The sequence below is a fragment of the Pseudocitrobacter corydidari genome (assembly GCF_021172065.1).
Taxonomy (GTDB): Bacteria; Pseudomonadota; Gammaproteobacteria; order Enterobacterales; family Enterobacteriaceae; genus Pseudocitrobacter; species Pseudocitrobacter corydidari.
The window spans coordinates 3,175,136-3,201,463 of the sequence record NZ_CP087880.1 but is presented as its reverse complement, the minus strand read 5'-3'; the positions used below and the strand labels follow the sequence as shown (position 1 = coordinate 3,201,463).

At 55.0% G+C, this 26,328-nt stretch carries 25 protein-coding genes and 1 pseudogene; 8 read left to right on the top strand and 18 right to left on the bottom strand.

Features of this window, described 5'->3' with window-relative positions; genetic code table 11:
- Nucleotides 1–30 precede the first annotated feature (30 nt).
- The 8 genes from hpaA to hpaG all read right to left on the bottom strand — a co-directional run bounded on the left by hpaA (nucleotide 31) and on the right by hpaG (nucleotide 8,134).
- Nucleotides 31–921, bottom strand: a complete 891-nt coding sequence (hpaA, locus tag G163CM_RS14925) for a 4-hydroxyphenylacetate catabolism regulatory protein HpaA (protein WP_231825486.1) — start codon at nucleotides 919–921, stop codon at nucleotides 31–33.
- A 9-nt stretch (nucleotides 922–930) separates the two neighbouring features.
- Nucleotides 931–2,298: a 4-hydroxyphenylacetate permease gene (gene hpaX / locus G163CM_RS14920; RefSeq protein WP_231825485.1), complete on the bottom strand. Its 1,368-nt coding sequence runs from the start codon at nucleotides 2,296–2,298 to the stop codon at nucleotides 931–933.
- A 126-nt stretch (nucleotides 2,299–2,424) separates the two neighbouring features.
- The gene (gene hpaI / locus G163CM_RS14910; RefSeq protein ID WP_231825484.1) at nucleotides 2,425–3,213 is read right to left on the bottom strand and encodes a 4-hydroxy-2-oxoheptanedioate aldolase; all 789 of its coding nucleotides are present in this window, start codon (nucleotides 3,211–3,213) and stop codon (nucleotides 2,425–2,427) included.
- 10 nt (nucleotides 3,214–3,223) lie between these two features.
- Entirely contained in the window at nucleotides 3,224–4,027 is an 804-nt protein-coding gene (gene hpaH, locus G163CM_RS14905) for a 2-oxo-hept-4-ene-1,7-dioate hydratase (protein ID WP_015966059.1), read from the bottom strand.
- A gap of 111 nt (nucleotides 4,028–4,138) precedes the next feature.
- A complete protein-coding gene (locus G163CM_RS14900; RefSeq protein ID WP_015966058.1) occupies nucleotides 4,139–4,519 on the bottom strand; it encodes a 5-carboxymethyl-2-hydroxymuconate Delta-isomerase in 381 nt (126 codons plus the stop codon).
- Nucleotides 4,520–4,528: 9 nt separating this feature from the next.
- The gene (gene hpaD / locus G163CM_RS14895; protein ID WP_015966057.1) at nucleotides 4,529–5,380 is read right to left on the bottom strand and encodes a 3,4-dihydroxyphenylacetate 2,3-dioxygenase; all 852 of its coding nucleotides are present in this window, start codon (nucleotides 5,378–5,380) and stop codon (nucleotides 4,529–4,531) included.
- A 1-nt stretch (nucleotide 5,381) separates the two neighbouring features.
- Nucleotides 5,382–6,848 (bottom strand): 5-carboxymethyl-2-hydroxymuconate semialdehyde dehydrogenase, encoded by a 1,467-nt coding sequence (hpaE, locus tag G163CM_RS14890; protein WP_015966056.1) that lies wholly within the window; start codon nucleotides 6,846–6,848, stop codon nucleotides 5,382–5,384.
- The gene (gene hpaG / locus G163CM_RS14885; RefSeq protein ID WP_231825483.1) at nucleotides 6,845–8,134 is read right to left on the bottom strand and encodes a 4-hydroxyphenylacetate degradation bifunctional isomerase/decarboxylase; all 1,290 of its coding nucleotides are present in this window, start codon (nucleotides 8,132–8,134) and stop codon (nucleotides 6,845–6,847) included. Before hpaG ends, hpaE begins: the two co-directional genes overlap by 4 nt.
- A 281-nt stretch (nucleotides 8,135–8,415) precedes the next feature.
- Between hpaG and hpaR the strand changes: the two genes are divergently transcribed.
- A complete protein-coding gene (hpaR, locus tag G163CM_RS14880; protein WP_231825482.1) occupies nucleotides 8,416–8,862 on the top strand; it encodes a homoprotocatechuate degradation operon regulator HpaR in 447 nt (148 codons plus the stop codon).
- Here hpaR and G163CM_RS14875 read toward each other — a convergent pair.
- The 3 genes from G163CM_RS14875 to G163CM_RS14865 all read right to left on the bottom strand — a co-directional run bounded on the left by G163CM_RS14875 (nucleotide 8,859) and on the right by G163CM_RS14865 (nucleotide 10,762).
- Nucleotides 8,859–9,338, bottom strand: a complete 480-nt coding sequence (locus G163CM_RS14875; protein WP_231825481.1) for a FidL-like protein — start codon at nucleotides 9,336–9,338, stop codon at nucleotides 8,859–8,861. The two genes, hpaR and G163CM_RS14875, sit on opposite strands and share 4 nt — an antisense overlap.
- Before the next feature lie 3 nt (nucleotides 9,339–9,341).
- On the bottom strand, nucleotides 9,342–10,088 hold the full coding sequence (locus G163CM_RS14870; protein ID WP_231825480.1) for a winged helix-turn-helix domain-containing protein: 747 nt from the start codon (nucleotides 10,086–10,088) through the stop codon (nucleotides 9,342–9,344).
- Between the two features lie 119 nt (nucleotides 10,089–10,207).
- Nucleotides 10,208–10,762 carry a helix-turn-helix transcriptional regulator gene (locus tag G163CM_RS14865; RefSeq protein ID WP_231825479.1) on the bottom strand — a complete coding sequence of 185 codons (555 nt, stop codon included), beginning with the start codon at nucleotides 10,760–10,762 and terminating at the stop codon, nucleotides 10,208–10,210.
- 272 nt (nucleotides 10,763–11,034) lie between these two features.
- Here G163CM_RS14865 and G163CM_RS14860 point away from each other — a divergent pair, with 272 nt between their 5' ends.
- From G163CM_RS14860 to G163CM_RS14850, 3 genes are all read left to right on the top strand, one after another.
- Nucleotides 11,035–12,045: an Ldh family oxidoreductase gene (locus tag G163CM_RS14860; protein WP_231825478.1), complete on the top strand. Its 1,011-nt coding sequence runs from the start codon at nucleotides 11,035–11,037 to the stop codon at nucleotides 12,043–12,045.
- A gap of 176 nt (nucleotides 12,046–12,221) precedes the next feature.
- Entirely contained in the window at nucleotides 12,222–13,883 is a 1,662-nt protein-coding gene (tsr, locus tag G163CM_RS14855) for a methyl-accepting chemotaxis protein (RefSeq protein WP_231825477.1), read from the top strand.
- Between the two features lie 118 nt (nucleotides 13,884–14,001).
- On the top strand, nucleotides 14,002–15,144 hold the full coding sequence (locus G163CM_RS14850) for an IS481 family transposase (protein ID WP_420851090.1): 1,143 nt from the start codon (nucleotides 14,002–14,004) through the stop codon (nucleotides 15,142–15,144).
- 78 nt (nucleotides 15,145–15,222) lie between these two features.
- Here G163CM_RS14850 and opgB read toward each other — a convergent pair whose 3' ends face one another.
- The 6 genes from opgB to G163CM_RS14820 form a co-directional block, all read right to left on the bottom strand.
- Nucleotides 15,223–17,514 (bottom strand): phosphatidylglycerol--membrane-oligosaccharide glycerophosphotransferase, encoded by a 2,292-nt coding sequence (opgB, locus tag G163CM_RS14845; RefSeq protein ID WP_231825476.1) that lies wholly within the window; start codon nucleotides 17,512–17,514, stop codon nucleotides 15,223–15,225.
- 233 nt (nucleotides 17,515–17,747) lie between these two features.
- Nucleotides 17,748–18,239: a YjjA family protein gene (locus G163CM_RS14840; RefSeq protein WP_015966047.1), complete on the bottom strand. Its 492-nt coding sequence runs from the start codon at nucleotides 18,237–18,239 to the stop codon at nucleotides 17,748–17,750.
- A gap of 71 nt (nucleotides 18,240–18,310) precedes the next feature.
- The gene (gene dnaC / locus G163CM_RS14835; RefSeq protein WP_015966046.1) at nucleotides 18,311–19,048 is read right to left on the bottom strand and encodes a replicative helicase loader DnaC; all 738 of its coding nucleotides are present in this window, start codon (nucleotides 19,046–19,048) and stop codon (nucleotides 18,311–18,313) included.
- 2 nt (nucleotides 19,049–19,050) lie between these two features.
- The gene (gene dnaT, locus G163CM_RS14830; RefSeq protein ID WP_015966045.1) at nucleotides 19,051–19,590 is read right to left on the bottom strand and encodes a primosomal protein DnaT; all 540 of its coding nucleotides are present in this window, start codon (nucleotides 19,588–19,590) and stop codon (nucleotides 19,051–19,053) included.
- A gap of 124 nt (nucleotides 19,591–19,714) precedes the next feature.
- Nucleotides 19,715–20,188 carry a threonine/serine exporter gene (locus G163CM_RS14825; RefSeq protein ID WP_231825475.1) on the bottom strand — a complete coding sequence of 158 codons (474 nt, stop codon included), beginning with the start codon at nucleotides 20,186–20,188 and terminating at the stop codon, nucleotides 19,715–19,717.
- The gene (locus tag G163CM_RS14820) at nucleotides 20,179–20,961 is read right to left on the bottom strand and encodes a threonine/serine exporter family protein (RefSeq protein WP_231825474.1); all 783 of its coding nucleotides are present in this window, start codon (nucleotides 20,959–20,961) and stop codon (nucleotides 20,179–20,181) included. Before G163CM_RS14820 ends, G163CM_RS14825 begins: the two co-directional genes overlap by 10 nt.
- Nucleotides 20,962–21,238: 277 nt before the next feature.
- On the opposite strand from G163CM_RS14820, the gene pobA reads away from it, so the two are divergent.
- From pobA to bglJ, 3 genes and pseudogenes are all read left to right on the top strand, one after another.
- Entirely contained in the window at nucleotides 21,239–22,429 is a 1,191-nt protein-coding gene (gene pobA, locus G163CM_RS14815) for a 4-hydroxybenzoate 3-monooxygenase (RefSeq protein WP_231825473.1), read from the top strand.
- A 351-nt stretch (nucleotides 22,430–22,780) separates the two neighbouring features.
- A pseudogene (locus tag G163CM_RS14810) lies at nucleotides 22,781–23,500 on the top strand (helix-turn-helix transcriptional regulator).
- A complete protein-coding gene (bglJ, locus tag G163CM_RS14805; protein ID WP_231825472.1) occupies nucleotides 23,464–24,144 on the top strand; it encodes a DNA-binding transcriptional activator BglJ in 681 nt (226 codons plus the stop codon). Before G163CM_RS14810 ends, bglJ begins: the two are co-directional and overlap by 37 nt.
- Nucleotides 24,145–24,185: 41 nt before the next feature.
- On the opposite strand, the gene G163CM_RS14800 is transcribed toward bglJ, so the two are convergent.
- Nucleotides 24,186–24,644, bottom strand: coding sequence for a YbaK/EbsC family protein (locus G163CM_RS14800; protein ID WP_231825471.1), 459 nt, complete (start codon nucleotides 24,642–24,644; stop codon nucleotides 24,186–24,188).
- Nucleotides 24,645–24,935: 291 nt separating this feature from the next.
- Between G163CM_RS14800 and G163CM_RS14795 the strand changes: the two genes are divergently transcribed.
- On the top strand, nucleotides 24,936–26,279 hold the full coding sequence (locus tag G163CM_RS14795; protein WP_231825470.1) for a PTS sugar transporter subunit IIC: 1,344 nt from the start codon (nucleotides 24,936–24,938) through the stop codon (nucleotides 26,277–26,279).
- The last annotated feature ends 49 nt before the right edge of the window (nucleotides 26,280–26,328 follow it).

Here is a 26,328-nt window from a genome sequence, read left to right as displayed (position 1 = left end):
CCCGCCCTACATGTATTCCTTCGGCAAGCCTCACGATACCGGCACTTTCCTCGCCCGGTAAACGCTGGGCGAACATCCCACCAACCGGTTGAAAAATCGCGCGAAGTAGGCGGGATCTTTAAATCCCAGTTGCCAGGCGATGTTGTTTACCGCGCTGTCAGAGAACAGCAGTAGCCGCTTGGCCTCGCGCAGTTGCCTGTCGAAAATCAGCCGTTTCGGCGGGCGGTTGGCGAAGCGGCGGCAGATATCGGTGAGCCGGGATTCGGTGATGTGCAGCTCGCAGGCGTAATCCGGTACCGTCCAGTGCTGGTGGAAGTGGCTGTCGATCATCAGGTTGAAGCGCTGGAACAGTTTTAGCTCGCCGCGCATACCGCTGGCGGCGTGGTCGTCGAGGCGGGCATTACGCAGCAGCAGAGTAAACACCGCCTGCGCCAACAGCGTGAGGGTATGTTCGCGCCCCGGCAGTTGCTCAACCGACTCCCGTTCGATCAGCCGCCAGTAATGTTCCAGCGCCGCCAGTTCATCCGGTTTATCAGCCAGCGACAGGCAGATCCCCGGCAGACCGAAGGTTTCCCGCGTGCCGGGATAAAGCACCTCCAGCAGCGGCCAGATAAGATCCTCATGCACCGTCAGCACATGCCCGTCAGCGTCTGATTCGGTGATAAACGCGTGCGGTACCGACGGTGGCGTCAGCACAAACAGCGGCGCTTCTACTGAGTAGCGATGATCGTCAAGCTGAAGCTCGATCTGCCCGGTCAGCAGGAAATGCATCTGGAAATAGTGTTCGTGGCGATGAGCCTGCATATCGCGGCCAAAGAAAGCCGCCATCCGCGCAAATGACTGATAATGCACATCATCCGTACCCAGACTTTCATCGTATTCGGTGCTGATATCGATGTTATAGATCGGGTTCTCGCACATGCAGGCTCCTTACGGCGTGGCGCGCGGGCGAGACGATTTCATCGGGATCGCCCAGATAATCACCGATCCAATCACCAGCAGCGACGCCACAAACCACAGGCCGCTGTTAAAGCTGCCGGTTATATCCTTCAGCCAGCCGATCATAAACGGACTCAGCGCCGATCCAATATTGCCGGTGGCGTTGATCACCGCGATACCGATAGCCCTGGCGCGCAGGCTGATCGACTGATCCGGCGTGGTCCAGAAAATGGCCATCGCGCTGAACGATCCGGTCGAGGCCATTACGATCCCCAAAAGCTGGATCAGGTTGTGATCGGTAGCGGAAGCCAGTAGCCAGCCCGCGGCGGCAAACAGGAACGGCAGGGCGGTATGATGTTTACGCTCCTGATGTTTATCTGAATGGCGGCTCCAGTAGATCATCCCCAGAATGGTACAAATCTGCGGTACGGCGGCAAGCAGGCCGATAGTGATATTGCTGCTGGCCTGGTTGAAGCTTTGCAAAATCTGCGGCGTCCAGATGCTGATGGCGCTCAAGGTGTTAGTCAGGCAGAAGTAGGCGAGGGTGTACATCAGCACGATCGGCGTGAAAATCTCGCGCCACAGGCTGCGCTGTTGAGCGGCGTGGTGGCTGATTGCCCCTTCCGGCTGAACCAGGGTCAGGCGATCGTTATCCATCATCTGCTGAAGGTTTTTCTTATCCTCAGCGGTCAGCCATTTGGCTTTGTCAGGAGAATCATCAAGATAGAACCACACCATGATACCCAACAGCAGTGACGGGAAGCCTTCCAGCAGGAATAGCCACTGCCAGCCTTTCAGCGCCATCACACCGTCCAGGGCCAGAATATAACCGGAGACGATCGAACCGAAGGCGGTGGTCACCGGCATTGCCACCATAAATAAGGCGTTGGCGCGAGCGCGGAAATAGGCCGGGAACCAGTAGGTGAGATAAAGCAGAATGCCCGGCAGAAAGCCGGCTTCGGTGATGCCGACCAGAATACGCAGCACATACAGGCTGGTGGGGCCGGTGGCGAACATCGTTGCGGTGGAAGCGATGCCCCACAGCACCATGATGGTGGCGATCCAGCGGCGCGCGCCGACAATCCCCAACATGATGTTGCTCGGAATGCCGAAAATTACGTAGGCGGCGTAAAACAGGGTCGTGGCGAGGCCGAACATGGTGGCGCTCAGTCCGAGATCGCGCCCCATCGTTAGCCCGGCAAAACCGATATTGATGCGATCGAGAAACGAAAAGATAAACAGCACGAACAGAAAAACGATCAGGCGACGGAAAAGTTTATTGATGACCGCCTGCTGGCCTGTGGTTAGCGATTTATGCGCGTCCGCGGGGTTTGGCAGTGCAGATGATGTGTCGCTCATGGCTATTCCTCTAAGGGGATTTTTGTAGGGTACGACAACAGTTTTTTGCCGGATGGCGGTGTAAACGCCTTATCCGGCCTACGATTTGGTGCGGTTGTAGGCCGGATAAGCGCAGCGCATCCGGCGTTAATACACGCCGGGCTTAATGGCGGTGGTCTGCGCGCCAAACCGGGCGGCCAGCGCTTCGGCGGCGCGGGCGAGCAGGGTGGTGTCGACGCCGACGGCGACAAACAGCGCGCCTAATTCCAGATAGCGTTTCGCCAGCGACTCATTGGCTGTCAAGATCCCCGGCGCCTTACCCGCCTCACGGATCTGCACGATCGCCTGCTCAATCGCGGCCTGCACTTCCGGGTGTTGCGGATTACCGGCATAACCCATATCGGCGCTCAGATCCGCCGGGCCGATGAATACGCCATCCACCCCTTCCACATCCAGGATCTGCGGCAGATTTTTCATTGCTTCACGTGTTTCGATCTGCACCAGTACGCACATTTGATCGTTGGCTTTTTGCAGGTAATCCGGAATACGGTTCCAGCGCGAGGCGCGTGCCAGCGCACTGCCTACGCCGCGAATACCGGCGGGGGGATAACGGGTGGCGCGTACCGCTTCACGGGCTTCGTCAGCGTTTTGAACCATCGGCACCAGTAAGGTTTGTGTGCCGACGTCCAGCAGTTGTTTGATTTGCACTGGATCGTTCCACGACGGACGTACTACCGGTTGGCTGGGGTAGGGCGCAATCGCCTGTAGTTGGGTGAGCACGGTTTGCACGTTATTCGGCGCGTGCTCACCGTCGATCAACAACCAGTCGAATCCTGCTCCGGCCAGTAACTCTGCGCTGTAGCTGCTACTCAGCCCCAGCCATAATCCGATCTGCGGACGGCCTGCTTTCAGCGCCGTTTTAAAGCTGTTTTCCATCGTTCTCTCCTTAAACAAAGCGGCAGCTAATGGAACCCATGTTGCCGTAATCGACGTGGAAGGTGTCGCCCTTACGCGCCGGAACCGGGCGGGTGAACGATCCGCCGAGGATGATTTGCCCGGCTTCCAGCTGTACGTCATACGGTGCGAGCTTGTTCGCCAGCCAGGCCACACCGTTTGCCGGGTGATTGAGCACGCCAGCGGCGACGCCGGTTTCTTCAATCACGCCATTGCGGTAAAGCAGGGCGGAGATCCAACGCAGATCCAGCTCATCGGGCTTAATGGGTCGACCACCGAGGATCACCCCCGCGTTGGCGGCGTTATCGGAGATGGTGTCGAACACTTTGCGCGGGCGCTGGGTTTCAGGGTCGATGTTGTGGCAGCGAGCGTCGATCAGCTCCAGCGCCGGGATCACATAGTCCGTGGCGTTGTAGACGTCGAACAGCGTGCAGTTCGGCCCGCGCAGCGGTTTTGCCAGCACGAAAGCCAGCTCAACTTCGATGCGCGGCACGATAAAGCGATCGGTCGGGATATCGCTGCCATCGTGGAAGAACATGTCGTCGAGTAGCGCGCCGTAGTCTGGTTCGCTGATCTGTGAACTGGCCTGCATCGCTTTTGAGGTCAGGCCGATTTTGTGGCCTTTCAGCGTGCGGCCTTCGGCAATTTTCAGGCGTACCCATTCGCGCTGTACGGCATAGGCGTCTTCGATGGTGATCTCCGGATAATCCAGGGAGATCGCGCGGATCTGTTCACGCTGTTTTTCTGCCTGATCCAGACGCTGGGCGATCAGGGTATGAGTTTGTTTGTCGAACATGGCGATATCCTGTGGCATTGCCGGATGGCGGCTGCGCCTTATCCGGCCTACGGTGTACGGTTTGGGGTTTTGTAGGCCCGGTAAGCGCAGCGCCACCGGGCAACCTGCACCTTACTTAAACAACGCGTGCACGTTGTTTTGTTTAAAATTCAGCGTCGGGTGCAGCTCTTCAATTTCAAACGACAGCGCCAGCAGACGGCTCTCCATCAGGGCGGCGAAGTGCGTTTTAATCAGTTCAAACAGCATTTCACCCGCCTGCTGACGGCTTTCCAGGCTGCGGCCGGCACCGATTTTCAACGTCATATGCACAAAGGCGTAATCACGCTGCCCGTCGGCCATCTGCCAGGTATCGACCCAGTGCGCGCGGCTGCGAATACCCGCCAGCGGAAAAATCCCCGTGGCCGCCAGCGCCGGATTCACTTTGGCGAACAGCCCCGGCAGGTCGGCTTCTTCGCGGATGTTGTCACTGCATTCAACAATAAAGTGCGGCATAAAACGTCCTTATGCGGGAAGCGGAAAGACAGCGTTAACCTGGCCGGTGCCGGAGCTTGGGAATAGCTCGGTGATAAACTCCACCTTGCCGTCGTATTTATCCCAGCCAAGCATCCCCAGCAGCATCACCGTGTCGTGCATATTGCCTTCGCCGTAGCAATAGTCGGCGTACTCCGGCAGCATGCTGCAAAACTCTTTGAACTGGCCTTCGCGCCACAACTTCACTACGCGCTCGTCCATCTGGCGGTCGAACTCGCGGGTGTAGCTGTTCATCCCTTCTTCTGCGCGCTGGTCGTCAATAAAGCGGTGCGACAACGAACCGCTGGCAAGTACCGCCACGGTGCCGTCGTACTGTTCGATCGCTTTCAGAATCGCTTCGCCCAGCTTGCGGCTGTCGGCAAAATCGTGAACCGTGCAGAAAGCCGAAATGGAGACCACTTTGAAGCGCTTGTCTTCATTCATGTAGCGCATCGGTACCAGCGTGCCGTACTCCAGTTTCAGGCTGGGAATGTTGTGCGCTTTTGCCCGCACGCCGAGCTTTAAGGCTTCATCGGCAATAAGCTGCCCCAACTCCGGGTTGCCCTCGTAGTTGTAGGTCATGTCGCGAATAAAATGCGGCAGCTCGTTGCTGGTGTAGACGCCTTCAAAATGGTCTGCACAGTTGATGTGATAAGCACTGTTGACCAGCCAGTGGGTATCGAAAACGATAATGGTATCGACGCCCATTTCCCGGCAACGCTTGCTGATCTCTTTATGCCCGTCGATCGCGCCCTGGCGGCAACCGTGGTTTTTCCCTGGCAGTTCAGAGAGATACATCGACGGTACGTGCGTGATCTTGGCGGCTAACGCTAACTTACCCATATCAGACTCCCCATTTCGGAATTGGATGGTCGCCCATGGAAATGCAGACGTTCTTCATTTCCGCGAACACTTCGAAGCTGTACTCACCGCCTTCACGCCCGGTGCCGGAGGCTTTTACGCCGCCAAACGGCTGGCGCAGGTCACGCACGTTCTGGGTATTGACGAACACCATGCCTGCTTCAATGCCACGCGCCAGGCGTAACACTTTGCTGACATCCTGCGTCCAGATATACGACGCGAGGCCGTACTCCACGTCGTTTGCCAGGCGCAGACCTTCGGCTTCGTCTTTAAACGGCAGCAGGCAGGCGACCGGCCCGAAAATCTCTTCCTGGGCGACGCGCATACGGTTATCAACGTCTGCCAGCACCGTTGGGCGCAGGAAGTTACCGCCTTTCAGGTGCGCAGGCAGGTCGGACGGTTTATCCGGACCGCCCGCCAGCAGGGTTGCGCCTTCTTCAATGCCGAGACGGATATAGCCGGAGACTTTTTCCCAGTGTTGCTGGCTGATCAGCGCGCCAACCTGGGTATTCGGATCGGTCGGATCGCCCACGCGCAGACGGTTAGCGCGTTCGGCAAAGCGTTTAACGAATTCCGGGTAGATGCTCTGCTGAATAAAGATGCGCGAACCGGCGGTACAGCGCTCGCCGTTGATTGAGAAGATGGTGAACAGGGCGGCGTCCAGCGCGCGCTCAATATCGGCATCCTCAAAAATCAGCACCGGCGATTTGCCGCCCAGCTCCATGGAGTATTTTTTCAGCCCGGCGTTTTTCATGATGTTGCGCCCGGTGGCGGTACCGCCGGTGAACGATACGGCACGCACGTCATGATGACGCACCAGCGCATCGCCTGCGGTTGCGCCGTAGCCCTGCACCACGTTCAGCACGCCGGCCGGAATCCCGGCTTCCAGTGCCAGCTCACCCAGGCGGTCAGCGGTCAGAGGAGAGAGTTCCGACATCTTCAGCACCGCGGTATTGCCCAGCGCCAGACACGGCGCGACCTTCCAGGTGGCGGTCATAAACGGTACGTTCCACGGCGACACCAGCGCACAAACGCCCACCGGCTGCACCAGCGTGTAGTTGAGCATCTTGTCGTCAACCGGGTAGGTCTTGCCGTTCATCTGCTGGCAGACTTCGGCGAAAAATTCAAAGTTGTGGGAAGCGCGTGGGATCAACACATTTTTGGTCTGATGGATCGGCAGGCCGGTGTCCGCGGTTTCCATCGCGGCGATCTCCGGCACGTTCTGGTCGATCAAATCGCCCAGACGGCGCATCAGGCGCGCACGCTCTTTCATCGGCAGATTGGCCCATTTCGGGAACGCCTCTTTCGCTGCCGCTACCGCCTGATTGATCTCCGCTTCACCGCCAGAGGCCACATCCGCCAACACTTCACCCGTTGCCGGGTTGGTGGTCTGGAAGTAGTCGTTACCTGCAACATTTTTGCCGTTGATCCAATGGTTTATCTTTCTCATTTTGCAGTCTCCTCACTGACAATTCTGTTCACCAGGCGGCCCACACCTTCGACTTCCACCACCACTTCATCGCCAGGCACCACGTCAGATAAGCCTTTTGGTGTGCCGGTGGCGATCATGTCGCCCGGATTCAGGGTCATAAATTCGCTTAAGTAGGCGATCAGGAAGGGGACGCTGAAGATCAGATCGGCGGTAGTACCCTGCTGGCGCAGTTCGCCGTTGACGAAGGTGCGAAGGGTCAGATTATGCGGGTCCGGGATCGCCTCTTTCGGCACGATGGTTGAAAGCATCGGCGTCAGTCCGTCGCGGCTTTTTACCCGCAGGTTAGGGCGGTAGTAGTTTTCCAGATAGTCGCGAATGGCGTAGTCGTTACACACGGTGTAGCCCGCGACATAATCCATAGCATCGGCTTCGCTGACGTTACGCGCCTGCTTGCCAATCACCACCACCAGCTCCGCTTCGTAGTGCATGTATTCAATATTGTTCGGGCGCACGGAGGTCTGGTTATCGCCCGTGAGGGTATTTGGCGCTTTCAGGAACACCAGCGGCTCTTCCGGTGGCTTAAATTCCAGTTCGCTGGCGTGGTCGGCGTAGTTCAGGCCGAGGGCAAACAGCGTGCCGTGCGGGTGTGGCATCGACGGGAAGGTTTTACGCGTGGTGACTTCGCGATCGTCCACCACCGGGTTTTCCAGCGGCGGGAAACCTTCGGCCAGAATGCGTACCTGGTCGCCGGGTTGAATGTCCACGCGGGTTTGTGGTGTACCAAGCAGAATGGCGTCGCCAGGGTTCAGCGTGGCGAATTCGCTCAGGGCGCTCAGCAGCTGTGCGGCGTTGCGCTGTAAATCGGCGGTACTCCAGCGATCCGCTTCGCGACCGTTGATTTCGGTAACAATCGTCAGGTTATCAACATCTTTCAGCGCCACCGTTTCGCCCATCGGGCAGAAACCATCGCGGCATTTGGCTTTGATCGCCGGGCGGTAGAAGCTCTCTTCCGGCAGGCTGACGTCGTTCGCCAACGCAAAGCCCGCGATGTACTCTGCGGCGTCTTCAACGCGCACTTTGGTTGCCGTTTTGCCGACAATCAGCGCCACGGTTGCGCCGCTTTGCACCGTTTCGCCCTGTGGGAAAGGAATGGGCTCCCCCGCGCCAATCACGGTATTACGCGGTTTAATAAACCAGACGGCAGTTTTGGGCGGCGTTTTATAGGGCGCTTGCTGGAACGCGTTGTGCCAGGCGTCAATCTGGCTGCGGTGGTTTAGAGCGACGGCGAAGACGGTGCCTTTCATTGACCTCTCCTCAGGGCTGATTCGGTGAGTTTTATTTTCATTAATATGTTAATGATCTCTTTTATTCCTGATCGCGTCGTTTGGCAAAAGTAAGTGAAATATTTGTGATGTTATTAACAATATATTTACAGTTAAATTTATTAAATCAATTAAAATCAATAAATTATATTGTGGTTGTGATTTTGGGTCGATGACAAAACAAAGAAACCGGTTGCCGAACAACGCCGTGTTTGCTAATTGTTTCGTTATTAATGATTTTTTGAGTACTCTGGGGAAGAACGATGCACGAATCTTTGACAATCGCTCTGTTGCAGGCGCGCGAAGCGGCGATGAGCTACTTTCGTCCCATCGTTAAGCAGCATAATTTGACCGAGCAGCAGTGGCGTATCGTGCGCATTCTCGCCGAGAACCCATCAATGGATTTTCACGATCTGGCGTTTCGCGCCTGCATTTTGCGCCCAAGCCTGACCGGTATTTTGACGCGCATGGAACGCGATGGCCTGGTGCTGCGCTTAAAGCCGGTCAACGATCAGCGCAAGCTGTTCGTGTCGCTTACCAAAGAGGGGCAGGCGCTATACGCGCGCGCGCAAACGCAGGTAGAAGAAGCTTATCGGCTGATTGAAAATGAGTTTACGCCAGAGAAAATGCAGCAGCTTACCGCGCTGCTGGGCGAGTTTATTGCGCTGGGCAGTTTGCGCCAGAGCGAGAATACGGACGATAAAAACTAGTTAGCGCACAACAAAAGCGGTGAGTAGAAATTGCCAATGATAGTGGCGTGTTCCGGCGTGCGCTGGATGCTAAGCAGGCGCTTCTGGCCCAGCAGAATACCGGCGGTGTAGGCTTCGAAAATTTTATCCGGTACGCGATCGTGGCTGAATCGTTCGATGTTCTGAATGTGAATTTCGTACAAACTGTCGTGCAGATTACGCCAGCTGAAATTCTCCTGCCGCGAGACGGTATGCGTCTTCTCGTTCGCCATCAGGCTTCCGGTCATGATGAAATAGCCGCTGCCATCCGGATTAAAGTGCATCACAATCTGGCCGTCAAAATTAAACGGGTTATTGTCCCGGCTTTCCTTAAAGTTGAGCTGCCCCTGGCAGTTAAACGCCAGCGGTTCTGGCTTATTAAGCCACCATATTGTCGCGGCGATAAGCGTGATGTTTACGAAAATAAAGGCAATTATCAGAAGGGTTCGGGACTTCATCTGTCACCACTCATAAAAGTAATTGGTGCTACAGGTGCTGGTGTTTTGGCTTGAGCGTGAGCACTGCGAAAGCACCAGTCTGCCCTTATCCCCATAAAACAGCGTGTTCTGGATATGCACATAGAATACGGAGTTTTCCAGGCAAGATAATCCGCTGCTTTCTTTGATTTGACGGGTTAGCGCCACGGCCTGCTTCTGGAAAACGTCAGCAATCGGCGTGAAAGTATAAACCGGGCAACCATCAATCTGGGTCAGTAAATAGCGGCCAGTCACTAACGGTGACTGTTTTTGCGAGATATAACTGCCGCAAATGGCCGCGACGATCATCGTGGCAATGCCCAGCCAAATGGCTAACGTCGGGCGGGAACGCGGCGCACGTTCCGGCGCGGGAAGCGCGGGCACGCTTTCACGGCTGAGCGGTTGCACACTTATCTCGGCATTCAGCATAAAACCTGTTTTCGGTACGGTAACGATAAACGTAGTGCCGGGCACCATGTTATCCAGCAATTTGCGCAAGATGCTAATGTACTGATTAAGTGAGTTATTGGAGCCTGTTAAGCCACGCTCATCCCACACCTCTTGCAGAAATTTCTCGCGATCCACCACCATGCCATGATGGGCAATTAATAAACTGAAGATATGGTTTGCGGTGCTGGTCAACATCTGACTCTCGTCACTCGCCTCTCCCTTCAGGGAGAGCGAGCCATCTTCGTTGTCATAGATGATCGCGTCAGCGAGCAGATATTTCATGTGCGGTAAGCGCGTCCGGAATCGAGAGAGCCAAAGGCAAAGTGCCTTTATATTAGCTTAAATTATAGGTTGTTATGTTACCTATAACATTGATCCCAACAATGATTACCGCCTGCGCATTAGTTGTACAGGGCCTGCTGTTCCATCAAATTCATTTTGCGGTTGAACTCTACCAGCGTATCGCAGTGGAATTTATCCATTGCGTTGCGCTTATGGGTATAAATCGTTTTCGGCGACTTATTGAGGATTTGCGCAATCCGCACCAGCGTAAAGCCCTGACGGATCAGCGAGCAGACGCGCGCTTCAGAGCGGGTGAGTTGTTTATCGCGGCGGCGGCGGCTGAACGTGGGATTTTTCAGCTGTTCTTGCAGCTCCGTCATTGCCAGACGATCGGAAAGAATGTTCACCCGGTCATCCGGCAGCATCACGCTCAGGTTGTCTACCTGCTCACTTTCCGTAAAGACCAGCCACTTTTGCGCAATCGGAGTGGCATAAATTTCCTGGCACAGTAAACGCTGCTGGCCGTCGTTGTTCTCTTTTACCCACTGAATATCAGCGGTTGGTTTTCCCTGCTGACGTACCAGGTTTTTCACGCCCAGCCAAAAGAAATAATTGTTACTCAGAACCCGGACCTGATAGCGGGGTTCTGCCAGAGTTAATGCGGTTATCATCATTTTCACACCCGTTCTGGCCCGCGATGACATTATCGCCGGCTCGGAGAAGAATGAGAAAAAGCCTACCCCGTTGGGGGCGTTTAAAGATATTTATAAATGCATTTGGCTTTTATATGGTGATTTATTCCAATTTATAAACGGTATATATATTTTTTATCTGTTTGGCGAAAATGGTTGTGCCATTGTTGTTAAGTGAAAATTAATATACGGTTAAGTAACCCTGCCGTCTCTAATCAACGTTATTGGAGATGAAAATCATAAAGGAGCTTTTCATGGAAACAGTAACCCTCTCTCTGGATGAGGCTTACGCGCTGGCGTATCACGCGCTCAGCAGTAATGGATTCAGTGAGCAACATGCGGCGGTGATTGCGCAAAACGTCACTGCCGGTGAACGTGACGGCTGCGCATCGCACGGCCTTTGGCGATTATTGGGCATTGTCGACACGTTGCGTAAAGGAAAGGTGTCAGCTGATGCGCTGCCTACGGTGATTTCTCAGGCTCCGGCGATTGTCAAAGCGGATGCGCATGGCGCGTACTCGCTGCTGGCCTTTGAGCAAGCGCTGCCGCTGTTGATTGAGAAAACGCGTCAGTGTGGGATTGCGGCGCTGGCGATCAATCGCTGTGTACACTTCTCCGCCTTGTTTGCCGACGTAGAACCGCTGACCGATGCCGGGCTGGTGGCGCTGGCGACCACCCCAAGCCACGCCTGGGTTGCACCCGCAGGCGGCACGCAGCCGCTTTTTGGTACTAACCCGATAGCCTTTGGCTGGCCGCGCGGCGATCAGCATCCGTTTATTTTTGATATGGCGACGAGCGCGGCGGCGCGCGGTGAAATTCAACTGCATCATCGTGCCGGGAAAGCGATCCCTGAAGGCTGGGGCATCGACAGCGAGGGCAACGCCACCACCGATCCACAGGCGGTGCTGGAGGGCGCGATGCTTACCTTTGGCGGGCATAAAGGTTCAGCGCTGGCGGCCATGGTTGAGCTGCTCGCCGGGCCGCTGATTGGCGATATGACCAGCGCGGAATCTCTGGCGTGGGATAACGGCGCAGGCGGCCTGCCGTACGGTGGCGAATTGATTCTGGCGCTTGACCCGACGCGCTTCCTCGGCGAGGACGCCAGCGCCCATCTGGTGCGGGCCGAAACGTTATTCAGCGGTATGCAGGCGCAGGGCGCGCGGTTACCGGGCGAGCGTCGATATTTATCGCGGCTAAACAGTGAAAAGCAGGGCGTGGCGATCACCCAGTCGCTGTACGATGATATCCGTGCGTTAAGCGCTTGATTAAACATTGCCAAACCGTAGGCCGGACAAGGCGCAGCCGCCATCCTGCAAAAAACAGCACCATACCGTAGGCCGGATAAGGCGTAGCCGCCATCCGGCAATTCAAGGTTGCACCTTTTCTTAAAGTTTTCTCTATCCAGGCCGAAAACCGTAATTCGCCAGGAGGAAGAGAAAGCATGTTAAAACGTATCAAGATCGTGACCAGCTTAGTGCTGGTTTTGGTGTTATTTGGACTATTACAACTCACGTCGGGCGGGCTGTTCTTCAACGCGCTCAAAAACGACAAGGAAAACTTCACCGTTCTACAAACCGTTCGCCAGCAGCAGTCTGGCCTCAACGGCAGCTGGGTGGCTTTGCTGCAAACCCGCAATACCTTAAACCGCGCCGGGATCCGCTACATGATGGATCAGAACAATATCGGCAGCGGCGCGACGGTGGCGGAACTGATGCAGGTTGCGCAGAAATCGCTGAGTGATGCGGAAAAGCGTTGGGCCGAGTATGAAGCAATGCCGCGTGACCCGCGTCAGAGCGAGTCGGCGGCGCTGGAAATCAAACGCAACTACGACATCTACCACAGTGCGCTGGCCGAGCTGATTCAGCTACTGGGCGCGGGCAAAATCAACGACTTCTTCGACCAGCCAACTCAAGGCTATCAGGACAGGTTTGAGCAGGCGTATGTCGATTATCTGCAACAGAACGATCGTTTATACGATTTGGCCGTCGCCGATAACAACCGTTCATACGATCAAGCGATGTGGATCTTAGCCGGTGTCATGATTGCCGTACTGCTGGCGATTGCGATCGTCTGGTTTGGCATTCGTAAAACCCTGATCCTGCCGCTGCAAAGCCTGATTGAAAGCATTCGCCATATTGCCGGGGGCGATCTTGTTCGTCGCATTGATGTAGAAGGGCGCAACGAAATGGGGCAACTGGCCAGCACGCTACGTCATATGCAGGGCGAACTGGCGCGCACCGTCGGTGAAGTACGCAACGGCGCGGACGCGATTTATAGCGGCGCGAGCGAGATTGCGATGGGCAATAACGATCTCTCTTCACGTACTGAACAGCAGGCCGCTTCGCTGGAAGAGACCGCTGCCAGTATGGAAGAGCTAACTGCTACCGTGAAGCAGAACGCCGAGAACGCCCGTCAGGCGAGCAACCTTGCGCTGAGCGCCTCGGAGACGGCGCAGAAGGGCGGTAAAGTAGTAGATAACGTGGTGCAAACCATGCGTGACATTACCGCCAGTTCGCAGAAGATTGCCGATATTATCAGCGTAATCGACGGTATTGCCTTCCAGACCAACATTCTGGCGCTCAACGCGGCGGTCGAAGCGGCGCGAGCAGGCGAGCAGGGGCGTGGTTTTGCGGTAGTAGCGGGGGAAGTGCGTAATCTGGCCCAGCGCAGCGCGCAGGCGGCCCGCGAAATTAAGAGCCTGATTGAAGACTCGGTAAGCCGTGTTGATTTGGGTTCGACGCTGGTGGAAAGCGCCGGGGAAACCATGGATGAGATTGTGAATGCGGTGACCCGCGTGACCGACATTATGGGCGAGATTGCGTCGGCGTCTGATGAGCAGAGCCGCGGTATCGACCAGGTTGGGCTGGCGGTGTCGGAGATGGACCGCGTTACTCAACAGAACGCCTCGCTGGTGGAAGAGTCCGCCGCAGCGGCTGCGGCGCTGGAAGAACAGGCCAGCAGGCTGACCCAGGCGGTGGCGGTGTTCCATATCCAGCAGGAAAAAGCGCTTCAGGAGAAAGCGGAAGAGCGCGTGGTAGCGGTGAAGCCGGTGCAACGCAAAGCTGCGGCGACGGATGCCGGGGAGAACTGGGAGACGTTTTAAGGCCCTCACCCTCACCCTAACCCTCTCCCTGTACAGTCCGGGGACATATTGAACACTTGTTCGGGGACATGGTAGACACTTACAACTAAGGCATAAGAATCCGTTTATGGAGTCGCTTATGCCCTGGGATGCGAGAGATACCATGTCATTACGTTCCGAGTTTGTTCTGTTCGCCTCACAAGACGGGGCGAACATCCGTTCCCTCTGCCGTCACTACGGCATTTCTCCCGCCACCGGTTACAAGTGGCTTCGTCGCTGGGCTGAGGAAGGCGCATCCGGTCTTCTGGACCGTCCCCGCGTACCTCATCACTCTCCCAACCGTTCTCCGGATGATATCACTGACCTGCTGCGCATCGCCCATGCCCGTCATGAGCGCTGGGGCGCCCGCAAGATAAAGCGCTGGCTCGAAGACCAGGGGCACCGTATGCCCGCCTTCAGCACCGTCCATAACCTGATGGCCCGTCACGGTCTGCTACCGGGCACGGCTCCGGGCATTCCGGCCACAGGGCGCTTCGAACATGACGCGCCGAACCGGCTCTGGCAGATGGATTTTAAGGGCCACTTCCCCTTCGGCGGGGGCCGCTGCCATCCGCTCACCCTGCTGGACGACCACTCTCGTTTCTCCCTGTGTCTGGCACCCTGCACCGATGAACGCCGTGAGACCGTGCAGCAGCAGCTGGTCAGCGTGTTTGAACGCTACGGGCTGCCAGACCGGATGACGATGGACAACGGCTCACCGTGGGGCGACACCACCGGCACCTGGACGGCACTTGAGTTGTGGCTGATGCGCCAGGGTATCCGGGTGGGGCATTCCCGGCCATACCATCCGCAGACACAGGGCAAGCTGGAACGTTTTCACCGCAGCCTGAAGGCGGAAGTACTGCAGGGTAAGTGGTTCACAGACAGCGGTGAGCTGCAGCGAGCTTTCGACCACTGGCGTACGGTGTATAACCTTGAACGGCCCCATGAAGCACTGGGTATGGCCGTTCCGGCCTCGCGGTATCAGCCGTCTGCAAGGCAGTACAGCGACAGCATTACGCCACCGGAATATGATGAAGGGGTGATGGTGAGGAAGGTCGATATCAGCGGGAAGCTGAGCATAAAAGGTATCAGTCTGAAGGCAGGCAATGCGTTCAGGGGAGAGCGGGTCGGGCTGAAGGAGACGCAGGAGGATGGCTGCTATGAAGTGTGGTGGTACAGTACGAAAGTGGGGGTGATCGACCTGAAGAAAAAGTCGATCACCATGGGTAAAGGATGTTAAAAAGTGTTCACCATGTCCCCGAACACCTGTCTACCATGTCCCCGGACCGTACAGGGAGAGGGCGGGGTGAGGGGGCCCTTACCCCTGCGCCTCAACCACTTTAATCTCCACCATCCCAATCCCCAGCTGACGCGGGGAGTGGCCGAGGATATTTCCTTCGTTTGTAGACTCAGGCGCTGGTGGAACAATCACCAGCGTGTTGGCCTGCGCCGGGTTATCGAAGTGCAGCGTAGTGGTGGTCACATCGTGCCCAAGCGTCAGCGTTTGCTCGCTATTGCCAACGCGCACGGGGATCGGTTTATCAGCATTCTGACCAAACGCTTTCGCGGTGATCACCAAATCAAATTTCTTCGGCAGCGGATGCTGATACTCAATCTTCACTTCGTTGCCCAACTGTGCGTTGGACCAGCGCCCCCAGGCTTCCGGGCGCGAAATGCCGCTAAACTGCTTCACCTCTTCCGGCGCACCAGCGACGTTGAAGATAAAGCTGTCGGCTTTGTAGCGAATATCGTTATCCACCACTTTCAACGTGTCGACGTTACCGTTGTAGCGCGTCATGTCGATCACCGTGTCTTTGAACGCCGTTTTGCCTTTCCACTGCGCTTTATCGACGTGCTGTACTTTTTGTTCGCCGCCCAGTTGCCCCTGCGAGACGCACCAGTCGGTGGAGAGCGCGAATTCCGGCGCCCATAGCTGGCCCATTTTGTAGCAGCGGTCAATCCAGACAAAGTTATCGCGCGGGGCAAAATCGGCTAGCTGATAGCGCAGCGGCGCAGAGTATTCACTTTCCGGCAGCGGCTCGACGCGTTTTTCCGACACGCGTAACAGCAGCGGCAGACGGAAATGGCTGCCGGAGAAAGCGATCATGTTTTTCTGCGAGTCGATGGTGAAATCTTTCATCTCTTTCGGGAAATTCCACAGGCGGATGATATCCGGTTTCCACGCCAGCACTTTCTCTTTCATATTGAGGAAAATGGTCGACAGCGATTCGCCCGACAAGCTGCTGCGCCCAAGGCCGATGAAGTTATCACCGCCCAGAATATCGAGCACCGTTGCGCCGTTATCCATGGTGTTACGCTTTTGCGCCATCACTTCCTGCTGAGGCTGGTCGCCGCGCAGGACGAAGAACAGGTTGTTGCGATCCTGCTTATTAAGGTAATCCCAGGCGGTATTTTTCATCGCCAGATGATCGGAGGAGACCACAATTACCGTGTTTTTAAAGTACGGCGAGGCTTTGATTCTGTTAATGAATTCCGCAATGTTCTGCTGGCTGCAACTGACAGCGCTAAAGGACTGATTGGCCTTGCCGCCAATTTCATAGCTTTTACGCGAGCAGCTGCGCGAGATAAAACCATCCGGGTGATGCGTGTCGACGGTGAGGGTAAACAGCGAGAAACGCTTGCCCTCTTTAGAGAGCGTTTCGAATTTTTTCCACGCTTCGTCCAGCACCGTGTCATCGTAGAAGCCCCAGTCGTTGCGGTAGTTTGGGTCATCAACGGTGGCTTTCAGCTCTTCGGAGCCGTAGAGGTTGTCGAAACCGTGCGACTTCAGGAACACATCTTTCCCGGCGAAGCGCAGGTTCGCGCCCTGCACGAAATAGTTTTCATAGCCGGAGTTTTTCAGGATATCGCCAAGGCAGATATTCTGCGGGAAGAAGCTGGAGAGCGATGCGGAAGCGTTGCCTTCAAACGGTGCGAACAGCGGAATGCCACATTGTGACGCGACCATCCCGGCAATGGTGTAGTCGGTGCCCGGCAACTGCATGGTGTGGCTGAAATCGATGCTGTCGTTTTTCAGCGCGCCAAGTTCCGGCGCGAGATCCGGAAACGCCTCGTTATCAAAATAGGTGCGCTCCAGGCTTTCACCGTAGATGTAGACGAGGTTCAGTTTTGGTTGCGGAATACTCTTGGCTGGCTCTTTGTAATAGATAGAGAAATCAGGATCGCCGTCGCGCGACTGGGATTTTACCAGCTCGCTAATCTGGCGAAAGGCAGGGCTGGCATCGACGGAACCCACTGCCAGCACCAGCGCCAGCAGGCTGTAACCAAAATGATGCGGATGATGACGGCGGCGACGCAACAGCCAGCCGAGCGTGCCGAATACGGCAACCAGCCCTAACACCAGGCCGATACCTGGCAGGATGTATTTACTGACTCCCGCGCCGGTCAGGCTGTTGGTGAGCGTGTAAAGTACGGCGTCATTGATGCCGTCGCCGGTGAAATAGTCGCTGGCGTAGAGCGTAATGTTGAGTACGACAAAAAATCCCAAAACAATCAGCGTAGCGGCGAACCACCACGTATTGCGGCCTGCCTTCAGGGCGTAAATCGCCACGGAGGCAAGAAAAAGAGCAAGGGAGAGCAACTCTGACACTACGTATCCTCAACAGCGCCAGTTTTCTGGCCAGACATTTATTGAACAGCATAATGTAATCATGCCGTCGTATTGCTGCAATTCTAGCGTCATCAAAGTGTGCTGTTGTTCAGAATTGGTTTATAAATAGCCGAATTTATCGTCGTAGAAGGGAACTTTTGTGCATGGGGCGTAAGACGGATGTTGCAGCATGCGGATAAGCAAAGAGTCGCTCATCCGCGCGCTCAGCGGGATCAGGAGAGGAAGTTCACACCCTGTTTCAGCACCAGATCGCAGGCTTTAGCTTTCACTTTTTTACCCAGATCGGTATTGCCCAGGCTTTCAAGATTCAGCTGCTGGCCATCTTTTGCATTCAGCAGGCCCTGGATGCCGTCCATATAGCTGGTGTCTTTTTTCTGCTCAGCGGCAGTGTCCAGACCCAGTTTATCCAGCACCTGAGATTTGATGTTATCGACGTTGGCAACCGAGGTGATTTTCTCTTTTGCACAGTAACCCATAATGCCCGCCGCGTTATTCATGGTGCTCGAGCTCAGTGACTGCGAACCGCCATTCAGCAGGCTGGTTAATGAAGAGAGCGATGTGCCGCTCTGCTGGCTGCTGCTCTGGCCGCCCAGCTGGCTGGCTGCACTGCTCAGGGTATCGGTCAGGGAATTGGCGTTGGCCGCCGTTGCGAAGAAGGCACCCGCGAGGATAGCGCCGCAAAACAGGGATTTGGTCGTTTTCATGAGAAGCACTCTATTCATGCAATGAATGTATTAGGCCGCCAGTATACTCCCTGTCGGCACCAAGATTTATCTCAATACTCTTTGCCGGTGACCCGGCTGCGATAGCTGTCCCAGTTAAAAATCACCCACAGACTATTACCAAGGCGCATACGGTCCATCACGCGTTCACCCAGCAATTTATTCATCTCATCCATATTGCTGTTGGTGAGCATACCGGTAGGGCGTTTGGAAGAAGAGCGACGATCGACAATCTGGTTGATGATCACTTTCTCGTAGCGCGACTCCGTTTGCACGCCGATTTCGTCGATCACCAGCAGGTCGACCTGGCTGAGATCGTTCAGCAGTTGCTCTTCGCTGGTTTCGCGATTGCTGAAGGTATCCTTCATGGCCGACATAATGTCGGCAACGGTGATGATTAACACCGATTTCCCGCGAAGGAGCAGTTCATTGCAGATGGCCGCCGCCAGATGGTTTTTCCCGGTACCCGGCTTGCCGGAGAAGATAAAGCTGGCAATGTTGCCATCGAACTCTTCCACGTATTGACGCGCTTTGGATAGCGCGTTCATCTGGCCTTCGTTTTCCACACGATAATTGTCGAACGAGCAGTTCTGGTGCAGCGGGCGAATGCCCGAGCGGTTAAATGTGCGCTGCATTTTCATGGCGCGGTTTTCCCGCTCCAGCGCAGCGGCACGGATTTTTCCCTGCTCTTTTTGCCAGGCCAGCAGCTCTTCACCGGTGGTGAAGGCGGGCTTGACGTTCGCCGGCATCATCTTTTGCAGGCGTTGCATTAAATCGCCAACGTTTTTCATGCTCATCCTCTGAAACCAGGGGGAATATGATTATCGGGTTCGGACACGCTGTTCAGGTCGCGCTTCGGCTGGCCGTTATTGCTCGCGCGGCCCATTTGTACGCTGCGCGCCAGTTTTTGCTGCCACTGCACGTGATGGAACACTTTCCCTTCTGCCTGCCAGTAAGCGACAAATGAAGCCAGTTCTTCCGGGGTGACCGGCTCGCTGAGGGCAATTCCCCACAGCGCGGAGAGCCGTAAAAATTCAGCGTCCGGCTGCCAGCCCGCGTACATGGCAAATTTGCCCATCGGCACGGCGACAGGCATGGGCGCAGGCTCTTCAAAGAACTGCGTATCCAGCGCCACATCGCTGCCCGGACGGGCGAGCTTTTCTTCCAGCGCTAACAATTGTGCCAGCCGTTCCGGCGTGATGGCGTAGAACGCGGGCGCATTGTTCGCAAATACGGCCAGTGCACCACCTTCTGTTTTAGCAAGAATGGCAGCAGGATCGGCGACAAAGGCGTCAATACCAATCACGTTCGGCGTCAAAATACGAGAAGACATAACACTATCTCAATACAGAAAAACAACAGGAAGGCTGCGGGGACCCCGCAGGTTAATGTGCATATAGTAGCACAGAGCATGAAAGGGACGGCAGCCTTAATCCCGGCTGCCGTCGCGTAGAGGATTAGACACGAGGGCGTTTACGATACAGCCACAGGCCTGGAATCGACAGGCCGATAGAGAGCGCGCCGACAATCGAGGAGGCCTTAAGAAAGTTGCTGATGAGCGCAATCATCATCTCTTCGGTGTAGCCTAAATGGCTGATTTTTACCGCCGAAATCATTGCGGTATAGGCTGATATTCCAGGGAACATGGGGATGACGGCGGCGACGGTAAAGATCTTCGGGTGCGCCAGGTACCAGCGCGACCAGCGAATACCGATGCTGCCCACCAGAATCGCGGCGAGGAACGTCGCCCACTCAATGTTAAACCCGGCGGTCATCATCACAAAACGTGAGCTGTGGCCGATTGCCCCCAGCAGAGCGCACCACGGCAGCGCCCGGTGTGGTACGTTGAACACCATCGCAAAACCGACCGCCGGAATGGACGAGAGAATAATGTCCTGAACCAGTGCCAGAAAAAATTCGATTATACCCATCCGCGCAGCCCCCAAACGGTCATGGCCATTACTACGCCCACGCAGGTGGCGAGCGTCAGCAGGCTGGCAATGGCCCAGCGCGCCAACCCGGTATTGATATGGCCCTTAAACATGTCGGCTACGGCGTTAATGAGCGGGAAGCCCGGCACCAGCAGCAGCACGCTGGCTGCCATCGCCACGGTGGAAGTTTGGCTGAACGCGGGAACGCGCAGCAGCAGGCCGGAGACGGTGGTGGCGGCAAAGGCGGTGATACAGAAGTTGATTTGCGGGTGCATCGCGCGGTGGGTGAGGACCTGGCGAATATACATCGCGATGGTGCTGGCGCAGAGCGTGACGAATGCGCCATCCCATCCGCCGTTGTTGAGTTTGCAGAAACAGGCGCACGAGAGGCCGACTATCATCACCACTAGCCAGCGCGGATAGCGCAGGGGCTTGATTTGCGTGAAGCGTTTGGCGACATCGCGCGCATCCAACAGTTTGTGCTCTGCCATGATGACGATGTGCTGGATCTCCGTGACGACGTGCATGTTGATGCCGCGATCGGCATTTTTACGCGTCGAGGTAATACATTGCCCGTCTTTAATCGTCGATAAAACAATGGCATTCGGTGATATCGCTATCTCGACGCTGTCCATTCCCAACGCGCGGCCTAAGCGTGACGACAGCTCATCAACCAGCGCGCTTTCCGCGCCGTGCTGAAGCAGAAAAAGGCCGCACTGAATACAGAGCCGCGTAATGCCTCGCTGGGTATTGTGATCTACTTCCGTGGTCATCCTGCATCCTCGGTACAACTGCCTGATGGCTTACTTTTACCCGAAGCGCCGATGGCAGGAGTCCGTGTCGGATCAAATAATGTGCAAAAAGGCGTCTGGGTTTTTCGCCTGGTGATAATTTGATGCTCGCCACACTTTCTGAAAATTGTCGAAAAGTGCAGCTTTTGAACAGGTTTTGCCCTTCTTTTCCCACGCTCCCTTATCAAAAATGCATGAATAAACCTTATGCAAACATAAAACAAACAAATAATTAACCTATTCGACGTGAGGCGACCCTATGAAGACACAAGTAGTGATTATCGGCGCGGGGCCTTCAGGGCTGCTATTGGGGCAGTTGCTGCATAACGCGGGCATTCAGACTTTGATTCTGGAGCGCCAGACGCCGGACTACGTGTTGGGGCGTATCCGGGCTGGCATTCTGGAAAGCGGCACGGTTGGTCTGCTGCGTGAAGCGGGCGTGGCAAAACGGATGGATGCGGAAGGGCTGGTGCATCATGGCGTGGAGTTTTTGTTTAACGGCAAACGCATTCCGGTGCCACTGAGTGAACTGACCGGCGGCAAGAGCGTGATGGTTTACGGGCAAACCGAAGTGACGCGTGACCTGATGGAGGCCCGGCAGTCCAGCGGTGCGCCTGCTATTTATGGTGTGAGCGATGTGCGTATCGATGATATCAAAAGTGACAGCCCAACAGTCACCTTTACCAAAGGCGGCGAAACCTGCCGCGTTACCTGCGATTTTGTTGCCGGATGCGATGGCTTCCACGGCGTTTCGCGGCAAACCATTCCGCGCGAAATTTTGCGGGAATATGAAAGCGTCTGGCCGTTCGGCTGGTTAGGGATGCTGGCCGATACGCCACCGGTGAATTCGGAACTGATTTACGCCCATCACGAACGCGGATTCGTTCTTTGTAGTCAGCGCTCACTAACTCGAAGTCGCTACTATTTACAGGTACCGCTAACGGAAAAAGTTGAGCAGTGGTCTGACGAACGCTTCTGGCAAGAGCTGAAACGCCGCCTGCCAGAGGATCTTAGCCAGAAGTTAGTAACTGGTCACTCACTTGAGAAAAGTATCGCGCCGCTACGCAGTTATGTGGTGGAACCGATGCAGTATGGCCGCCTGTTCCTGGTGGGCGATGCTGCGCACATCGTTCCGCCAACGGGCGCGAAAGGGTTAAATCTGGCGGCGTCGGACGTCAATTATCTGTGGCGGATTTTGTGCCAGTATTACCAGCATGGACGGGCAGACCTGCTCGATCGCTATTCGCAACTGGCGCTTAATCGCGTCTGGAAAGGGGAGCGATTTAGCTGGTTTATGACCCACCTGCTGCACGATTTCCAGGATAAGAGTGAATTCGATAAAAAGATGCAGGAAGCGGATCGTCAGTATTATCTGGGCTCACGCGCTGGCCTGACGACGATTGCGGAGAACTACGTCGGGCTGCCGTATGAGGCGGTAGAGTCGTTGTAAGATTGTCCCCCTCACTTTTATCGCTTATAGGTGAGGGGTGTTTCAGCATTAAATCAATCCAAAAATAAAATACTATTTAAATAAACCATATAATTAATTAATGTTTTAATTATAGCTTACACGTTTATTCATTTTTTCTAATTGCATTTGGATTACCATTTTATAAACAATGTGACATATTATATCTGTTAACCTTTTGTCGTAGCGCCTCTTATTTAAATATATTGATGTGATTTAATTTGTCAGGACAAAAAAGGTATTTCTGGAGCAAGGAAGAACAGGTCCATTTTTTAACAAAACACCCTTAACGGTGAACATAAAAAAGGATCTTCGATTGGATGCGGAGGTTTTATGTTACAAGGATACTGCAAGTTCGGCGTCGTTATCAGTAAGATACCGGTGATGCAATCCGGGTTAAGTGCGATCATGACCGCGCATTTCCCTGATTATGAGCTGAATGTTTGTCACTCGCTGGAAGAGCTTACGCTGCTCCAGCTTCGTCGGGCTGACCTGGTGCTGGTCGATCTCTCTGGCGATATTCATCAGCCGCGCAATGTGTGCGAGCAATTTTACGCTTTACTGTCGCAATACCGTGATATTCACTGGGTTTTCCTCGTTAGTCGCCCACATTATTCCCTCGCCGTTGAATTACTGATGCGCCCGGAAAGCACTCTGCTGTCTGATTCTGAGCCCGTTGAGCGTGTGGTGATGGCGATTCGTCAGGGCGGTGTTTCCGCGGAACGTATTAGCCAAAAGCTGCTGGCACCGGACTACGACGATATTCATGCTGAAAATGAAAAAATGGTGATGCTGACGCTGTCAGAACGTAAGGTTTTACGTCTGCTGGCGAAGGGATGGGGGATTAATCAAATCGCCACGCTGTTGAAAAAGAGCAATAAAACGATCAGCGCACAGAAGAACAGCGCGATGCGTCGTTTGTCATTACGCAGCAACGCGGAGATGTATGCCTAGATCAACAGCACTCAGGGAATGAAGGAACTCAATCTCTACTCAGCATATGGAGAACCGGCAGAATGGAAAAACATCACGGAAAGCAGCATGTCGCTATAGTCGAACCCTGCGTGATGGCGGAAGTCGGCCTGCGTCATTTGTTAGCCGCGTCTTCCAGAAGCCCCTATGTATTTCATTTTTTCCACTCGGCAGATGCGCTAAGAGAGTCTCTGCTGAGCGATGATTTTTTTGCGGTGATTTGCTGTCTGTCTGGCACGCGTGAACTGCGCCTCGAAAGCCTGCTTATTCAGGACGAAATTGCGAACAGCAGGCCAGATATTCTGCGCATTATTCTGGCGAGCGATCGCCAGGAGGCCGAACTGATCAAGCAACTCTCTCCGACGTTGCTGAACGGCGTGGTAAGCAAGGCAGAATCACTCTCCAGGCTAAAAAGCACGATCCTTGAACTTTTGCGCAACGGCGGCACGCAGCAGCCCGCGCAGGAAGAGGGGGATATTACCGTTCATCACCGTTTTCTCAGCCCAACCGAGCTGGCCATATTACGGTATATGACCTGTGGCTACTCCCTGACGGATATTGCCGCGCGGCTTGAACGCAATATTAAAACCATTCGCGCGCATAAATTTAATGCGATGGCGAAACTGGGCGTCAATTCCGATATTGGCTTGCTGAGCGCCGCGGATTTACTGATGTCGTTGCCCGATCGGGAAGGGCTATCCAGCGATCAATCCTATTTTCTGTAGGGCGATACCGGAGCAAGCAGATAAGCTCCGGTTTATGACGGCTAAAGACACACATCAACCCAGGTTGCTTCGGTCAGTTGCGCCATGCGTTCGGGGGATATCCGCACCGCGCTGTGCGTCGCGCCGGCGGCAGGTAAAACTTCAGAATAGTGCTGCAAAGACACATCGCAATAAACGGCGAGCGGGTTTTCCAGGCCAAACGGGCATACGCCGCCGACCGGGTGGCCGGTTAGCGTCACCACTTCATCGCTGCTTAGCATGCGTGCTTTGGCGCCAAAGGTGGCTTTAAGTTTTTTGTTATCCAGTCGGGCATCGCCTTTCGCCACGATCAGAATGACCTGGTCTTTAACTTTCAGCGACAGCGTTTTGGCTATTTGACCCGGCTCAACATGGTGGGCTGCGGCGGCAAGAGCGACGGTAGCGGTGCTCTGCCCTAATTCAATGATTTCAATATCGGGGGCGTGTTCGGCGAAGAATTGCCGCACAGATTGCAGGCTCATTGGCATCTCCTGAAAAATTGTGGCGTTAAATCTGTCACAAGCCTCGAATCCTGTAAATATTTGCCTGATGGGAATCGGATAAAACCGCGTTTTCTGGATCTCCTTCACAATCACTGCAACCGGTTACAGTAACCGGTTGCAGTTCTGTTGAGAGGAGATTAAAACTGTGGGTGTCACTTAGGTGTATCCAAATAATAACAGCCCTGTACGACGCGTCGCGTAACACGCGTTTGTAGAGCGGCAAAATCGTTGTTGCTGTGCTTACGTCTCAAGCCTGTCAGGAGGGCTGCTATGTCTGCTGGTCACACTGCGTTTAATTTGATTTTCCGGTTTGTGGAAAACTACGTCAGCCCCGTTGCCGGACGTATTTCCTCGCAACGTCACGTGATGGCAATCCGTGACGGCTTTATCTCTGCGATGCCGTTTATGATTGTCGGCTCGTTCTTACTGGTGTTTGCCTATCCGCCGTTTTCGCCGGATACCACCTGGGGCTTTGCCCGCGCGTGGTTAGATTTAGCGAAAGAGTTTGAAGGTCGTATTCTGACACCGTTTGATATGACCATGGGCATTATGTCCATCTACATCTGCGCGGCGATCTCTTATAACCTTGGCAAACATTACGAAAAATCCCACCAGCTTGATCCATTTATGTGCGCCATGTTGTCTATTATGGCGTTCCTGCTGGTGGCTGCGCCGAAAAGCAACGGCACGTTGCCGGTTGATAGCCTCGGCGGCACCGGGATTTTCACCGCCATTCTGGTGGCGATTTATTGCGTTGAACTGATGCGTTTCTTGAAAGCGCACAACATCGGTATCCGCCTGCCGGATCAGGTGCCGCCGATGATCAAAAACTCGTTCGACCTGCTGATTCCGGTGCTGGTGGTGGTGCTGACCCTTTACCCGCTGAGCCTGCTGATTCAGAGCCAGTTTGGTATGCTGATCCCACAAGCGATTATGTCGCTGTTTAAACCGCTGGTGTCTGCGGCAGACTCCCTGCCGGCGATTCTGCTCGCCGTGCTGATTGGTCACCTGCTGTGGTTTGCGGGCATTCACGGGGCGGCGATTGTCTCCGGAATGCTGCAAATGTTCTGGCTGACTAACCTTGGCCTGAACCAAACCGCGCTGGCGCAGAGCGCGCCGCTGCCACATATCTTTATGGAAGCATTCTGGACTTTCTTTATCGTGATTGGCGGTTCGGGGGCGACCATGGGGCTGGTGTTCTGCTACCTGCGTAGCCGTTCAGCGCACCTGCGTTCTATTGGCCGTCTGAGCGTGGTGCCGAGCCTGTTCAACATCAACGAACCGGTGATTTTCGGTACGCCAATCGTAATGAACCCGGTGTTCTTTATTCCGTTCCTGTTAGCGCCAATGGTTAACGCCGTTCTGGCCTGGGCGGCAATGAAACTGGACCTCATTGGCCGCGTTATCTCAGTTGTTCCGTGGACGGCTCCCGCGCCGATTGGCGGCGCATGGGCGCTAGGCTGGGATTTCCGCGCGGCGATTCTGGTGGTGCTGCTGGCCTGCGTATCCGCCATCATCTACTACCCGTTCTTCAAGGTGTATGAGAAACAGCTGCTGGCGCAGGAAGAGGAAGAAGCACAGCGTGCGGCTGAAGAGAGCCAGCAGGTTGCGTAACGGTTGAGTTGGTCACGTTGCCGGGTGGCGCTGCGTTTACCCGGCCTAC

Excerpts from the sequence above, each read along its gene's own strand:
- hpaA (WP_231825486.1), bottom strand. The coding sequence starts at position 921 with ATGTGCGAGAACCCGATCTATAACATCGATATCAGCACCGAATACGAT.
- hpaX (WP_231825485.1), bottom strand. The coding sequence starts at position 2,298 with ATGAGCGACACATCATCTGCACTGCCAAACCCCGCGGACGCGCATAAA.
- hpaI (WP_231825484.1), bottom strand. The coding sequence starts at position 3,213 with ATGGAAAACAGCTTTAAAACGGCGCTGAAAGCAGGCCGTCCGCAGATC.
- hpaH (WP_015966059.1), bottom strand. The coding sequence starts at position 4,027 with ATGTTCGACAAACAAACTCATACCCTGATCGCCCAGCGTCTGGATCAG.
- G163CM_RS14900 (WP_015966058.1), bottom strand. The coding sequence starts at position 4,519 with ATGCCGCACTTTATTGTTGAATGCAGTGACAACATCCGCGAAGAAGCC.
- hpaD (WP_015966057.1), bottom strand. The coding sequence starts at position 5,380 with ATGGGTAAGTTAGCGTTAGCCGCCAAGATCACGCACGTACCGTCGATG.
- hpaE (WP_015966056.1), bottom strand. The coding sequence starts at position 6,848 with ATGAGAAAGATAAACCATTGGATCAACGGCAAAAATGTTGCAGGTAAC.
- hpaG (WP_231825483.1), bottom strand. The coding sequence starts at position 8,134 with ATGAAAGGCACCGTCTTCGCCGTCGCTCTAAACCACCGCAGCCAGATT.
- hpaR (WP_231825482.1), top strand. The coding sequence starts at position 8,416 with ATGCACGAATCTTTGACAATCGCTCTGTTGCAGGCGCGCGAAGCGGCG.
- G163CM_RS14875 (WP_231825481.1), bottom strand. The coding sequence starts at position 9,338 with ATGAAGTCCCGAACCCTTCTGATAATTGCCTTTATTTTCGTAAACATC.
- G163CM_RS14870 (WP_231825480.1), bottom strand. The coding sequence starts at position 10,088 with ATGAAATATCTGCTCGCTGACGCGATCATCTATGACAACGAAGATGGC.
- G163CM_RS14865 (WP_231825479.1), bottom strand. The coding sequence starts at position 10,762 with ATGATGATAACCGCATTAACTCTGGCAGAACCCCGCTATCAGGTCCGG.
- G163CM_RS14860 (WP_231825478.1), top strand. The coding sequence starts at position 11,035 with ATGGAAACAGTAACCCTCTCTCTGGATGAGGCTTACGCGCTGGCGTAT.
- tsr (WP_231825477.1), top strand. The coding sequence starts at position 12,222 with ATGTTAAAACGTATCAAGATCGTGACCAGCTTAGTGCTGGTTTTGGTG.
- G163CM_RS14850 (WP_420851090.1), top strand. The coding sequence starts at position 14,002 with ATGCCCTGGGATGCGAGAGATACCATGTCATTACGTTCCGAGTTTGTT.
- G163CM_RS14840 (WP_015966047.1), bottom strand. The coding sequence starts at position 18,239 with ATGAAAACGACCAAATCCCTGTTTTGCGGCGCTATCCTCGCGGGTGCC.
- dnaC (WP_015966046.1), bottom strand. The coding sequence starts at position 19,048 with ATGAAAAACGTTGGCGATTTAATGCAACGCCTGCAAAAGATGATGCCG.
- dnaT (WP_015966045.1), bottom strand. The coding sequence starts at position 19,590 with ATGTCTTCTCGTATTTTGACGCCGAACGTGATTGGTATTGACGCCTTT.
- G163CM_RS14825 (WP_231825475.1), bottom strand. The coding sequence starts at position 20,188 with ATGGGTATAATCGAATTTTTTCTGGCACTGGTTCAGGACATTATTCTC.
- G163CM_RS14820 (WP_231825474.1), bottom strand. The coding sequence starts at position 20,961 with ATGACCACGGAAGTAGATCACAATACCCAGCGAGGCATTACGCGGCTC.
- pobA (WP_231825473.1), top strand. The coding sequence starts at position 21,239 with ATGAAGACACAAGTAGTGATTATCGGCGCGGGGCCTTCAGGGCTGCTA.
- bglJ (WP_231825472.1), top strand. The coding sequence starts at position 23,464 with ATGGAAAAACATCACGGAAAGCAGCATGTCGCTATAGTCGAACCCTGC.
- G163CM_RS14800 (WP_231825471.1), bottom strand. The coding sequence starts at position 24,644 with ATGAGCCTGCAATCTGTGCGGCAATTCTTCGCCGAACACGCCCCCGAT.
- G163CM_RS14795 (WP_231825470.1), top strand. The coding sequence starts at position 24,936 with ATGTCTGCTGGTCACACTGCGTTTAATTTGATTTTCCGGTTTGTGGAA.